The sequence below is a fragment of the Effusibacillus lacus genome (assembly GCF_002335525.1).
Classification (GTDB): domain Bacteria; phylum Bacillota; class Bacilli; order Tumebacillales; family Effusibacillaceae; genus Effusibacillus; species Effusibacillus lacus.
This window is the reverse complement of the sequence record NZ_BDUF01000097.1, coordinates 1-12,499: the sequence shown is the minus strand read 5'-3', so window position 1 is coordinate 12,499 and position 12,499 is coordinate 1. Positions and strand designations below refer to the sequence as shown.

Here is a 12,499-nt window from a genome sequence, read left to right as displayed (position 1 = left end):
CGGGATATCCAACATAGTGATGTACAATGCATGGGCCCTTTTTTCCGGGATCGGTCACACGGTGAATTATCTTGTGGCACAAAACTACGGTGCCAACACGATGAAACAAGGGGTTGAGAGAACCTATATCGCTTTCTATCTGTGTGCGTTGGCAGGTGTTCTCGTCTTTCTGATCGGTTGGTTCACCAACGATTCGATTCTCCGCCTTATGGGCGGGAGCCCGGAGTTGGTGGGGGCAGGATCGGATTATTTGGGAATCCGTTTTTATGCCATGGTCTTTTCGATCTTCACTTTTGCTTTTCATGGATTCTTTCGGGGGATTGAAGATACAAAGACACCAATGATTACTTCTCTGATCGGGAATCTGGCCGTGATTTTATTCACTTATACACTGACATACGGGCGCTGGGGATTTCCGGAGTTGGGGCTGGCGGGGGCCGGTTGGGCCATTTTGATCGGGGAAGGGATTTCCTTCCTGCTCAGTTTCTATGTGTACTTTATCAGACTGCATACACGGTATCAGACTCGTGCCAAGGTCAAACTCAACCTGGCAGAATCTCGCTTGATTCTGCGGGAGAGCTCCAAATTGGGGTTTCAGGAATTCGCTCTCAGCATTTCCATGTTCATCTTTACGATGTTTGTGACACGATTGGGAACGCACGCACTGGCTGCAAACGAGATTGCCCTGAATGTGATGGGCTTTGGGTTCATGCCGGCATTCGCGTTTGCCACAACTGCCACGATTCTGGTGGGACAGGAGATCGGCAAAGGGGAACGGCTGGCGGCGCGCAGATGGGGAACGGATACGGCGCTGCTGGGCAGCTTCATTATGTTTGTGCTCGGCACCGTCGAATTCTTCTTTGCCGAACCGATTGCCCGGATTTATACGGATGATCCGCAGGTCTATGCTCTCACCGCTTTCCTTCTCAAGATTTCCGCCTATCTCCAGATCTTTGACGGCCTGCTAATGATCTATTCAGGCGGTTTGAGGGGCATCGGAGATACATCTTTCCTGCTTTGGAGTTCCTTGCTTCTAAGTTGGTTCCTGTTCCTGCCGTTAAGTTATCTGCTCACATTTGTTCTGGATCTGAAGAGTGTTGGAGCTTGGGTGTCCCTGTACATGTTCATCATGGTCTACGGTGTCACTGTAATGACCCGTTATTACCGGGTGGATTGGTTGAGCCTGCAGGCCAAAGCCGCCCACGAGCCGTAAGAAATCACTGAAATTCTGTCAAAAGACCCTTGTCCCAAACAGCCCGTTTCATCTTATAATGTTTGTACCTTTTATGAATCGAATAGACGGCACCGTGAATATCCATGCGAGAGGTTAACCATGAAACAGGAAAAGCGTTGGCTCCTGATGGAGACAGACGAACAGATCGTGAGACAATTGGCTGCTGATTTGCAGATTCCCCCTGTAATTGCAGGCATGCTGGTCAGGCGGGGAGTGACCGATCGGGAAGCCGCGAAGAGGTTTCTCGAACCGGACAAGTCTCATTTTTATGACCCATTTCTTATGAAGGACATGGCAAAAGCGGTCTCCCGAATCCGGCGGGCTATGGTCAACAACGAACATATCATGGTCTACGGCGATTATGACGCCGATGGCGCCACTTCCACCAGCGTCATGTATCTGGCGCTGAAAAAGCTGGGCGCACAAGTCGCCTACTATATACCGGACCGCTTTGAAGAGGGATACGGGCTGAACGGCCCCGCTCTGGTCCAGGCGAAAGAACGGGGGTTTCAACTGGTCATCACTGTAGACAACGGGATATCATCGGTGGAGGAGGCGCGAATCGCCAATGAATTGGGCCTCGATCTGATTGTCACAGATCATCATACGCCACCGGAAGTGCTGCCGGACGCCTATGCGATCCTCAATCCGAAACAGCCAGGCTGTCCCTATCCGGACAAAATGTTGGCCGGTGTCGGTATCGCATTCAAATTGGCACAGGCATTGTTCGGAGAATTGCCGGAGGAATTTCTCGATTTGGCAGCCATCGGTACGATCGCGGACTTGACCCCGCTCATCGATGAGAATCGGCTCCTGGCCCGTTACGGTCTGGAACGGATCAACAAAAGTCCCCGCGTGGGAATCAAAGCCTTGATTGAGATCGCGGGGCTGGGGGGCAAAGAGATAACAGCCGGTCATGTAGGCTTTGCCTTCGGCCCGAGGATCAATGCGGCCGGCCGGCTGGATTCGGCTACCTTTGCGGTGGAATTGCTGACTGCGGACGACTGGGATCGGGGAATGGAATTGGCCCGGTTTCTGGATGAGCGGAACCGGGAACGACAAGACATAAGCGCGCAAATGTTTGAGGAAGCGGTGCAGGAAATCGAATTGCATCCGGAATGGCTGGATGGGCGGGTGCTCGTTATTGCCAGGGAAGGCTGGAATGCCGGTGTAATTGGCATCGTGGCTTCCCGCTTGGTAGAGCGTTACTATCGGCCCACGCTGATGATTTCTCTTACTGAAGGAATGGGGAAAGGGTCTGCCCGCAGCATTCATGGATTTCATTTGTATGATGCGATGAACGGGTGCCGGGACCTGTTTGAACACTTTGGCGGACACAAGATGGCTGCCGGATTTTCCATAAGTGGGGACAGGATCGAAGAACTGCGTGAACGTCTCAATCAGATTGCGGAAGCAGCGCTCTCTCCCGACGACCTGATCCCCAAGATCGAGATTGAAGCGGACCTGGATCTGCTTTCGTTGGACTTTGAATTTGTGGAAAGGGTGTCCCGCCTGGCCCCCTTCGGGTTTGGGAACCCGATCCCGCGGTTCCGTTTAAGAGGATTGGGTCTGGACAGTTGCCGCACGGTTGGCGCCGATGGTGCCCATCTGCAAGTTCAGGTGTCAACGGGGGCTGCCAAACTTGCGGGGATTGCCTTCCGCAAAGGACCGGAAGCGGAGTTGATCCGGCAATGGCAGAGGTTGGATCTGGTGGGGGAACTGGCCATCAATGAGTGGAACGGCCGCCGTAGTCTTCAGATAATATTGGAGGATTGGCGCCCCAACGAGCAGCAGGTATTTGATTGCCGCCACGTGCAGCATAAGGTCAGCTGGCTTGGGGAACAGGCAGGCGCCAAAGACCTGTCGGTTGTCTGCTTCCATGAAGAAGTTGTGTCTGAAGTGACCCGTGCACTGGCCCCCTACCCTTGGCAGGAACCTCACTTTCACCGTGTACTGCTCGCGGATGGGAAGGGAAATCTGTCGCAAGTTGCGCTTGTGGGTGAAGAAGCGAAGGAGGCGGAAGAACGGTCGGCTTCCGCTGGGCAAAGGCCGGAAACCTTGCTAGGAGATATAGTATTTTACGATCTCCCTCAGTCAATGGATCAATATAGAGCCGTTCTGCAGCAATTGAAGGGCCCTTTTCGGCTGTATCTTCTGCATGGTTCTGTGGACAAGCAATGGATAGGACGTAAAACGTCCTGCTGGCTGCCTGACCGGAAGCTCTTTGCCGGGGTTTACAAGATGCTGCAAGAAAGCCCTATGACCGATTCAGAAATCCGCCAACGATTGAAACCAGCCTACCATGAGGCCCTGGATTTGATTCTGTCCGTATTTGTCGAACTGGGGTTTGCAGTTCGGAACGGCGTGGCGTATCATGTGAATAAAGGGACGAATAAGAGAGCCCTGGAAGAATCCGAACTGTATCAGAAGCGCAAACACAGGATCGATTCCTATGTCCGTGTGATCGCGGCTTTGATCGATTCCTCCAGCGAACAGACAGTGCGTGAAGTAATGCGGTTGGTAACTGCCAACCCGGAAGGAGCTAACAGCGATGGATTTGAAGAACAAGATTCGCGTGATTCCCGATTTTCCGGAGCCGGGAATTCGGTTTAAGGATATTACCACACTTCTTCAAGATGGAGAATCTTTCAAATATGCCATCGACAAAATGGCGGAATTTGCCAGAAATCAGAATGCAGAGATTGTTGCAGGTCCTGAAGCCCGTGGATTTGTTCTGGCAGCTCCGCTTGCTTATGCCATGGGACTTGGTTTCGTTCCGATCCGCAAAGCCGGCAAACTGCCGGGAGATACTGTCAGCGTATCTTATGAACTGGAATATGGAAAGGACATGTTGGAGATTCACCGGGATGCCATCAAACCCGGCCAGCGTGTAATCATTGCCGATGATCTGCTGGCAACCGGCGGCACCATCAAATCGACTGTCCGGCTCGTGGAAGAGTTGGGCGGTGTAGTTGCGGGTATCACTTTCATGATTGAACTATCCTATTTGCCAGGCAGGGAGAAATTGAACGGATATGAAGTCTTCTCACTTGTCCAATACTGATCAGGAGAAGGTGGTTCCGGTGGGCATCGGGCGCCTTTGCGAAAAAGTGGCTCGCTACGGCACCCCCGAAGACGTGGCATTGGTGCGTCGTGCCTTCGAGTTTGCCAACAACGCCCATATCGGACAAAAACGCTGCTCAGGCGAAGCCTACATCATGCATCCGATTGCAGTGGCCGAGATTCTGGCCGATCTGGAACTGGATGCGGTGACGCTTGCGGCTGCGCTTCTTCATGATGTCGTGGAGGACACACCTGTCACCGAAGAAGAATTGATAGGCGAGTTCGGGTCGGAAATCAAAGAACTGGTGGATGGAGTTACCAAACTCGGACGTTTGAAATACTTGTCGAAAGAAGAACAGCAGGCGGAGAACCTGCATAAGATGTTCCTTGCAATGGCCAAGGACATCCGCGTGATCCTGATCAAATTGGCGGACAGGCTTCACAATATGCGAACTCTGAAGCACCTGCCCCCTGAAAAACAACAAAGAATTGCCTCCGAGACCCTGGAAATTTTTGCGCCGCTTGCCCACCGGCTGGGGATTTCAAAAATCAAGTTTGAGCTTGAGGACACCGCCCTGCGTTACATGAATCCCCAGCAATATTACCGAATCGTCAATTTGATGGCCAAGAAACGGGCCGAACGGGAACAGTACATCCAGGAAGTCATCGAAGGCCTGAAAGCCAAGTTGAAGGAAATTGAAATCGACGCCGAAGTCAATGGCCGGGCGAAGCACATTTATAGCATTTACCGGAAGATGACAAAGCAAAACAAACAGTTTAACGAAATCTATGATTTGCTGGCCGTTCGCGTAATCGTAGATTCGATCAAAGATTGCTATGCGATCCTCGGGATCGTGCATACCCTTTGGAAGCCGATGCCCGGGCGCTTTAAAGACTATATTGCAATGCCCAAGCCCAATATGTACCAGAGCCTTCATACCACGGTAATCGGACCGCGGGGCGAACCGCTGGAAATCCAGATTCGAACCTGGGAAATGCACAGGACTGCCGAGTACGGGATTGCTGCCCATTGGCTGTACAAGGAAGGCCGCACCGGAACAGCCGATGTGCCGGTTGTACAGAAGATGGCCTGGTTCCGTGAGATTCTTGAGTGGCAGCAGGAATTGAAAGACGCCAAAGAGTTCATGGAAACCCTGAAGATCGATTTGTACGCGGACGAAGTTTTCGTCTTTACGCCAAAGGGTGCTGTGATCTCGCTGCCGCGGGGTTCTGTGCCGATCGACTTCGCATACCGGATTCATACCGACATCGGCAACCGGACGATAGGGGCAAAAGTCAACGGCAAGATTGTGCCGCTGGATTATAAACTGCAAACGGGTGACATTGTTGAGATCCTGACATCCAAGAATTCCTTCGGTCCCAGCCGCGACTGGCTGAAGATTGTCGTATCCCCGCAAGCAAAGAGCAAGATTCGCGCCTGGTTCAAGAAAGAGAAGCGGGAAGAGAACATTCTCAAGGGCCGCGAATTTCTGGAAAAAGAGATCAAGAAGCACGGATTTGAAGTATCGGAAGTCCTTACCGACAAAAATCTGGCCGAGGTCATGGACAAGTTTAACTTTACCAAAGAGGATGATTTGCTGGCGGCGATCGGATACGGTGCAGTGTCACCCGGTCAGGTGACTACCCGTCTGCTGGAGAAAGTCAAGAAAGACATGCCGGAGGACATCCCCACCCTGCCCGAGATCAAAGAAGGGCAGAAACAGCGCCAGAAGGGCGGCACAGGTGTAAGGGTAAAGGGAGTCGACAATCTGTTGATCCGGTTTTCCCGCTGTTGCAATCCGGTTCCCGGGGATGAGATCGTTGGATTTGTCACCCGCGGGAGGGGGGTGTCGGTTCACAGGACCGACTGTCCGAACGTAACCAATGGGAACGAGGAAGAGAAGCGATTTCTTGAAGTGGAATGGGAAAGCGCCTCTACCCAAGAGTACAGTGTCGATATTGAAGTGACCGCACTCGATCGCCGCGGATTGACGATTGAAGTGATGAACGCCATTGCGGAGACCAAGACAGACATTCGAGCCGTTCAAGCGCGGGCAGATAAGCGAAAAATCGCAACCATCAACCTGCAGATCAACATCCGCAACGTGGATCATCTTCATTCGGTGGTGGAACGGATCAAACGGGTGAAGGATGTCTATACGGTAAGGCGGGTAATGCAGTAATGCGAATCGTAGTGCAACGGGCTTCCAAGGGACGGGTTCTTGTGGATGAACAAGTAACGGGGGAAATCGGGCGCGGGTTTGTGCTGCTTGTGGGTGTGACCCATGAGGACACGGAAAAGGATGCCGATTACCTGGCGGAGAAGATTATGGGCCTTCGGATCTTCGAAGATGCCGGAGGAAAGATGAATTTGTCCTTGCTGGATGTGGAGGGAGCGATCCTCTCCGTTTCCCAGTTCACATTGTACGGGGATTGCCGCAAAGGCCGCAGACCCAATTTTATGGAAGCGGCTCGCCCCGAGCAAGCCAACCGGCTCTATGAATACTTCAATGAGAAGCTTCGCTCGCTTGGCGCAAGGGTGGAAACAGGCGTGTTTGGCGCCATGATGGATGTGGAACTGGTGAATGATGGTCCGGTGACGCTGCTCTTGGACAGCAAGAAGAATTTTTGAAGGAAATAGCCTAACAAATCCCGTACCACTTTTCGTGATACGGGATTTTCACATCTGTCAGTCAATCCTGATACGATCCCCTCATTCTCCTGATCCTTTGCCATATATATGTAAAGATAAGGTTTATGAGAGTGGGGGAAGGCCATGACCAGATCGCTGGTGGAGCGATGTCGTGAAGTAATCGATTTTCTGAATGAAAAAACGGCCGAGCGTCTTGCGCACGCGGAAGCCCTTTTGAAAGCACGCGGCAAAGAACGGTTGCTGCATGCCATTCCTTTTCTCCAGGCGGAACTGCTCATGCATCAGGAAGTTCGCACTTTATGGCCCTATCTGCTGGTGATTCCTGAAAGCGAAGAGGCCCGCTATTTTTGCGAAAAGTACAACTGCAAACTGGATGAACTGGGTCAGGTCTTGCAAGCCCGAATCCAGGAAATGAACCGGTTCCTTGACGTAATTGAAAAGAAACTGCAGAAAACCTATCCACCGGGATCATTCTGGGGTGCCATCCGTGACGAACTGCTGGCGAAAATTTGCGGGGAAGCAAGAAAGGTATTGGAAGGGTAAGGGACATTCGTTATTGGTAAAAGGGGAATTTGCTGCCCCCTTGTGGAGGCAGCCCCTTCTTCTGATAGGAAGATCAGGAGGTCACTTTTCGCCTGCGCCGTTTGGGCGGTTCCGCTGCCGGAGTTCCGTTGCCCCGGTGATTCGGTTCAGTGCCGGTGGGTGCCACAGCCACCGGTTCTTTTTCGGGAACTTCCGCCGTAGCTTCCGGCTTTTTCTTCGCTTGTTTTTCTTTGGTTTGGGTCAGACTCTGCTTGAGCGCTTCCATCAGATCCACCACATTATCAGCCTGCGGTTGGGTGACGGGTTGATCCACTTCCGCATTTTGAACTTTGGCATGGATCAGTTCTTTCAGGGCTTCTTCATAGTTGCTCTTGTAATCATCACGGAAAGCCCCGCTGATTTCCTCAATCAATCTGGTTGCAATTTGCAATTCCGCTTTGCTTACCTCAATTCCTGCCACCGCTTCAATGCCGGGAACCCCTTCCACAGCACGGACTTCGGCCGGGTAGTGAATCATGTTCATCACGAGACAATCTTTATGGATGCGAATCACGGACAAATGCTCGCTGGTCCGGAAAGCGACCTTGGCAACCGCCACTTTGTCTGTCTGATTCATTGCTTCGTGCAGCAGTTTGTAAGGCTTGCCGCCATACTCGCCCGGTCCCAGGTAGTAGGCTTTCTCATAGTAAATCGGGTCTATGTTATTCTTGCCGGTGAAGTGCAGAATTTCGATGGTCTTCAGGGTTGGAAGAGGCAACTCCTCCAGATCTTCATCGGTAATGATGATGTAGTTGCCGGGGGCATATTCATAACCACGGATGATCTCCTTTTGCTCAATTTCGCGGTTGCATACCGGACACCATTTTTTGTATTGAATCGGATGTTTGCAGTCTTCATGCAGGCTGCGAAAACTCGTTTTGTGGTCTTCCGTGGCTTTGTACAATCCTACAGGAATATTCACCAAGCCGAAGCTGATGCTGCCTTTCCACATGGATCGCATAGGATATGGCTCCTTTGCTTTTTTCCTTACCATGCCCAAGTTGGAAAGATGTGATTACAGCACTTTTGGGGCAGTCCCTAATGTTCAGTGGAAGGATGCCGCCCAGACAGGTACGGGTCGGTAAGATGTGGATTCCGTTCCTGAATCCGCTCCAGATTGGACGCAAATTCCATGATTTCCTCGGGAAAAAACTGCGTCTCCACCAGTTTGCGGGAGTTTTTCCTGAAAAGTTCGGCAAGGTCAGTCTGTAACCTGTCGCAAGTGATATGTTTGCCAATCGCTTCCGATAAAGAGGCTACACGGTCGGGGATGATGACGGGATGCTTGTCAGAAGGTAAGCGGACAGCCCTTTGATAGAAATTCTTGATGAGGTTGGCCCTTTCAGATCCAAGACCCTCCACCAACAGAAACGCCTGAACGGCCACCGCGCCTTTTCGTCTGCGCTGTGCCAAGCCTCCGAATTTTCGGCCGTCGATGCTGATGTCATAGTCGCCTGGGCAGTAAGAGCCCTTGATCTCGCCTGTATCCACCTGGGCTCCGTAAGGTGTCAACAGCTGCCTCACCAAATCCACCATGGCATCATATCCGGCATTCAGATCCGCAAAGTGGTCCATCGTCGGCAGGATCAGCGACAGATTCAACACGCCCGAATCCAGGACAACAGCCGCCCCGCCGGAAACGCGAAGGTATGTCTGATAGCCCTTGTCCGACAGGAAACGGATTCCTTCCCTAACGTTTGACAACTTGTAATCAAGATTGCCCAACACCACCGTGTCAGGATGAACCCAGGCCCTGATCGTTGCAGGACTCAAACCGTTCCCGACGGAAGTGCACAACGTATCGTCCATTGCAAAAGAATGAAGGGCGGTGAAGGAACGGTCCTTCCTCGTATGATCGATCAGCCGCCAATTGGTTTGCCCGAGTATTGCGTTGTTTGCAGACATGAATGGTTCCCCTTTCCCTCCCATCATACCAAAAAACAAAAAACCCCCAGTACCTGCTTGTACAAAATACTGGGGGTTTGTATTATACTTCCACGTCTGTCTCGTTGAGGCTTGTCTCCAGCCATTCGTCCAGCACATTCTTGTCAAGAACCCGATTGGTGATCATTGATAACTGCTTTACCGTGAACAAATCACGCCAATTGGCTCCTGCATGGTCCGCAATGCGAATCGCCGTCAAGAGGCTAGCCCACGCCGCATGACGCTTATACCAGAAGAACGACTGATTCTCCATCATGTACGGGTACAAATCATCGAACGAAGTATGTTTGCAGGCAACGGTGCGGTCAAATTCCTCTTTCGCTTCCTGCACAAATCTCAAGATGTCTACTGACATGGGCGGCTCTCCTCCTTTCTTTCATCATACATGACATTGAGGGATTCGAAAAGACCGCCACAACAATTTCACAACAGTAAAAGTTTGCACGAATACATCATCACAGGAACCAGAAAAATTTCTCCAATTTGGAAATCAGATTGCATAATCCGGGAGCCCGGGGAAACACTACACTTCGTGAGTCTTACCTTAATTCCAAGGAGGAATTGAAATGACTGGTCAACAATCCATGTTCCAGCCCGGTTTTGCTGGAACTAACCCACAGCAGGTAAGGAGAAACATTATGCAGGAAGGAGGTATGGGATTCGCCAGTGGCATGGGGCAAGGCTTCATGAACATGGGACAAAGCGGTTTTGGAGCCCAATCCATGTTCCAACCCGGATTTGCCGGCACTAACGCCCAGCAAGTAAGAAGAGACATTGCACAAGAGGCCGGTTACGGTTATGCAGGCGGGATGAACATGGGGCAAATGGGATATGGTGCACAAGGATATGGTGCACAAGGATATGGTGCACAATCGATGTTCCAACCTGGTTTTGCAGGCACCAATCCGCAGCAAGTAAGGCAGGATATTGTTCAGGAAGGCGGTTACCGCGGAGTTTCCGGCTATTCCAATTATGGTGGCGGGTTTCCGGCAGCGCAATCTTTTGGCGGAGCCCAATCCATGTTCCAGCCAGGTTTTTCAGGCACCAGTCCGCAGCAGGTAAGGCAGGATATTGCTCAGGAAGGCGGTTACCGCGGAGTTTCCGGCTATTCCAATTATGGCGGTGGATTCCCGGCAGCGCAATCTTTTGGCGGAGCCCAATCCATGTTCCAGCCTGGTTTTGCAGGAACCAATGTGCAACAAGTAAGACAGGATATCGCACAAGAAGGCGGAATGCGCGGAGTTTCCGGTTATTCCAATTACGGCGGCGGGTTCCAGACTGCACAATCCTTCGGTGGGGCTCAATCCTTCGGTGGGGCTCAATCCATGTTCGCACCCGGTTTTTCGGGAACCAACCCCCAACAAGTAAGACAGGATATCGCTCAGGAGACGGGATTCGGCGGATATGGTACAGGTGCCCAGCAGTCCATCTTCTCCCCCGGCTTTGCCGGAACCAATCCACAGCAGGTAAGACAAGACATTATCCAGGAAACCAGCCGCCTTCAATAATTACGCTGGCTGGTCTTGAAACAGCCGGACAAAAAGCCTTGAAACAATTTTGTTTCAAGGCTTTTTTGCTTCTATGGACAGATGCCGTTACAGCGTCAGGTTGGCCTTCATATCCTGTAGTATTCATTGAGAGAGGAGGAATCGCAATGCACGGTGCGTTTGGCTATTACACCCGTTGGGCTGTCGTGTTCCTGATCATCTTTGTTCTGTTTTTCCTGTTGGTTCCCTATGGCGGCGCGGCAGGTGCTTACTAATCCATTGGATTACCAAAGCCGGACTTTCCGGCTTTTTTTGTTTTTTTCACATTATCATCTTGCCCAATACGTGATCAACAGGAATGCTGCCGATATTGCGGCTGTCCCGGCTGTTGTTCCGGTTATCGCCCATTACGAAAATATGTCCTTCCGGCACCTTAATTTTCTCGTCGGTTGAGAAGTGCATCAATTCCTTAATGTAAGGTTCTGCCAACTCTTGCCCGTTCCGGTAGACCTTGTGGTTTTTGAATTCAAGTACATCACCGGGTCTGCCAATGACCCGTTTGACCCAGATGTTATGTTCTACTTTTTTACCAAAAAGAGTAAATATAGGGTTTTCGGTGAAATCATCCAGAATCGACCGTTTACGGTCAATACGGCTGTCGATAATAACCACGTCCCCATAATCCGGAAGAGAATTCAGAGTATGCAGGATTTTGGAAATGTAGATGATCTCTTTGTCTTGCAAGGTAGGCTCCATCGAGCCGCCCAATACTTTCGTCGGTTGGAACACGAACACACTGATCAGCAAAGCGAAGACAAACGCGACTCCAATACTGCGAATCCAACCGAAGAACTCCCTTAACAAATGCATAGAAGTACCTCTCAGGATAAGAAAATGTGTACCTATAAAATTCGGCAAAAGCGGCCAAATTCCTGCCATGCCATGTGCGAAAGGAGCTATAGTACAACGGAAACAGAATGGCAGCATGTCGAAAGTCATGGTTCGATGAACTATGTTCATTTGCAAAAATATGCAAAGCGGCACATGTAAGAATCCAGATATGGAGAGATAATTTATTCAACCAACTCGGTAAGGGAAGAGAGATAGGAGAGAAGTTGCATGGTGACAGAACAAGACAGAAAGTATCAAGAAGCAAAACGCAAAGTGGAGAAAATTAAGGGGTTTTATGTTCACTTGTTGGTATACGTGTTGGTGAACGCAATGTTGATTGCCATTAATCTTATTACTTCCCCGAACTCTATCTGGTTCGTGTATCCATTGATGGGCTGGGGAATCGGAGTTGCTATGCATGGAGTCTCTGTATTCGGTATCGGGAAACTGTTCGATTCCAAGTGGGAAGAACGGAAGATCAAGGAGTTTATGGAGAAGGATGAAATTTGATAAAAAAAGAAAGCGGCTGGAGATCCGGAATCTCCAGCCGCTTTTATGTGCGCCCGGCATGGGCGTTGTCTATAGGGTGCAAGTCCCGAGTGGTGAAGGCAACAGTAGCCATTAGCTTACGACAAGGGTGTCCAC

12 protein-coding genes are annotated in these 12,499 nt (G+C 50.9%); 8 read left to right on the top strand and 4 right to left on the bottom strand.

What is annotated here, in order from left to right; all coding sequences use genetic code 11:
- From EFBL_RS16620 to EFBL_RS16595, 6 genes are all read left to right on the top strand, one after another.
- The coding region (locus tag EFBL_RS16620; RefSeq protein WP_231705847.1) for an MATE family efflux transporter at nucleotides 1-1,213 on the top strand (1,213 nt) is incomplete at its 5' end.
- Between the two features lie 120 nt (nucleotides 1,214-1,333).
- Entirely contained in the window at nucleotides 1,334-3,847 is a 2,514-nt protein-coding gene (gene recJ / locus EFBL_RS16615) for a single-stranded-DNA-specific exonuclease RecJ (RefSeq protein ID WP_096183287.1), read from the top strand.
- Complete coding sequence (locus EFBL_RS16610) at nucleotides 3,786-4,298, top strand: adenine phosphoribosyltransferase (RefSeq protein ID WP_096183285.1); 513 nt, start codon at nucleotides 3,786-3,788, stop codon at nucleotides 4,296-4,298. Before recJ ends, EFBL_RS16610 begins: the two co-directional genes overlap by 62 nt.
- Nucleotides 4,270-6,480, top strand: a complete 2,211-nt coding sequence (locus tag EFBL_RS16605; protein ID WP_096183283.1) for a RelA/SpoT family protein — start codon at nucleotides 4,270-4,272, stop codon at nucleotides 6,478-6,480. Before EFBL_RS16610 ends, EFBL_RS16605 begins: the two co-directional genes overlap by 29 nt.
- Entirely contained in the window at nucleotides 6,480-6,929 is a 450-nt protein-coding gene (dtd, locus tag EFBL_RS16600; RefSeq protein ID WP_096183281.1) for a D-aminoacyl-tRNA deacylase, read from the top strand. The genes EFBL_RS16605 and dtd overlap by 1 nt, the downstream gene beginning before the upstream one ends.
- Before the next feature lie 144 nt (nucleotides 6,930-7,073).
- Nucleotides 7,074-7,493, top strand: a complete 420-nt coding sequence (locus tag EFBL_RS16595; RefSeq protein ID WP_096183280.1) for a hypothetical protein — start codon at nucleotides 7,074-7,076, stop codon at nucleotides 7,491-7,493.
- A 73-nt stretch (nucleotides 7,494-7,566) separates the two neighbouring features.
- Here EFBL_RS16595 and ku read toward each other — a convergent pair whose 3' ends face one another.
- The 3 genes from ku to EFBL_RS16580 form a co-directional block, all read right to left on the bottom strand.
- Nucleotides 7,567-8,493: a non-homologous end joining protein Ku gene (gene ku, locus EFBL_RS16590; RefSeq protein ID WP_096183278.1), complete on the bottom strand. Its 927-nt coding sequence runs from the start codon at nucleotides 8,491-8,493 to the stop codon at nucleotides 7,567-7,569.
- A 77-nt stretch (nucleotides 8,494-8,570) separates the two neighbouring features.
- On the bottom strand, nucleotides 8,571-9,437 hold the full coding sequence (locus EFBL_RS16585; protein WP_165912740.1) for a lipoate--protein ligase family protein: 867 nt from the start codon (nucleotides 9,435-9,437) through the stop codon (nucleotides 8,571-8,573).
- 82 nt (nucleotides 9,438-9,519) lie between these two features.
- Nucleotides 9,520-9,831, bottom strand: coding sequence for a hypothetical protein (locus EFBL_RS16580; RefSeq protein ID WP_096183274.1), 312 nt, complete (start codon nucleotides 9,829-9,831; stop codon nucleotides 9,520-9,522).
- A 211-nt stretch (nucleotides 9,832-10,042) separates the two neighbouring features.
- Between EFBL_RS16580 and EFBL_RS16575 the strand changes: the two genes are divergently transcribed.
- A complete protein-coding gene (locus EFBL_RS16575; protein ID WP_096183272.1) occupies nucleotides 10,043-10,984 on the top strand; it encodes a mediator complex subunit 15 domain-containing protein in 942 nt (313 codons plus the stop codon).
- Nucleotides 10,985-11,284: 300 nt separating this feature from the next.
- Here the strand turns inward: EFBL_RS16575 and lepB are convergent, their stop codons facing one another.
- Entirely contained in the window at nucleotides 11,285-11,833 is a 549-nt protein-coding gene (gene lepB / locus EFBL_RS16570; RefSeq protein WP_096183270.1) for a signal peptidase I, read from the bottom strand.
- A gap of 249 nt (nucleotides 11,834-12,082) precedes the next feature.
- On the opposite strand from lepB, the gene EFBL_RS16565 reads away from it, so the two are divergent.
- Nucleotides 12,083-12,364: a 2TM domain-containing protein gene (locus EFBL_RS16565; RefSeq protein WP_096183268.1), complete on the top strand. Its 282-nt coding sequence runs from the start codon at nucleotides 12,083-12,085 to the stop codon at nucleotides 12,362-12,364.
- Nucleotides 12,365-12,499: the final 135 nt, after the last annotated feature.